The organism is Actinoplanes campanulatus (assembly GCF_014647795.1).
In the GTDB taxonomy this organism is placed as follows: Bacteria; Actinomycetota; Actinomycetes; order Mycobacteriales; family Micromonosporaceae; genus Actinoplanes; species Actinoplanes campanulatus.
In genome coordinates this window covers 1-709 of sequence record NZ_BMPW01000086.1, presented here as the reverse complement: position 1 = coordinate 709, position 709 = coordinate 1, and the positions used below count along the sequence as shown (strand labels likewise).

The 709-nt window shown below is 46.5% G+C and carries 1 pseudogene; it reads right to left on the bottom strand.

Going from position 1 to position 709, the window contains the following annotated elements:
- Nucleotides 1-709: pseudogene (locus tag IEZ13_RS46165) on the bottom strand (2,3-diaminopropionate biosynthesis protein SbnB); the annotation flags it as partial.

Below are 709 nucleotides of genomic sequence, written 5' to 3'. Positions count from 1 at the left end.
ATCAAACACGTTATTAGCCGTTCGAATGGTCTCAGGGTGTAAATCACGAAGCGAGATATTGAGAACGAGCTGGTTCGGTTGGAAACGTACACTCATCGGCACATAAGGAGTTCCGGCGCTGGTGGCTAATAGCACGAGATCACAGCCAAGAGCTTCTTCTAAACTGGCTACCGAACACTCGGGGCCGTGGCGAGTGACTATACGTGCGACTAATTCACTATTTAAGTCGTGAATTTTCACTGGAACCGCTGTCGTGTATAGCGACTTAATAAAATGTAAAGTTGTCTGTGCGATAGGGCCACTGCCTACTACACCGATACTCGTAGGAGCACCGTGAAGAACTCGAACTGCAAGCGCAGCCGAGGCAGCTGTACGAGCCGCGCTAATGCGGCTGGCCTCGATGAACGCATAAGCATAGCCGTTATCTGTGTTATTTAGCACGATGACTGCTGAAGCTCTTTGTAGCCCATGATCAACATTCTCAGGAAAGCTAGAAATCCATTTAATTCCCGACACACAGGTTTGATCATTGATATAAGATGGCAACGCTATGATACGATCTCGTGGAGCATCTGGAAACCGAAGAAAATAACTATCGGGGCATACTGTATTTCCAGCGTGATGTGCTCGATAAACAAGTTCAACAAGATCGATGAGAAACGACTCTCTGCCTTTTAAAAATGTTTCGACAAGCTTGGCGTCTATAATT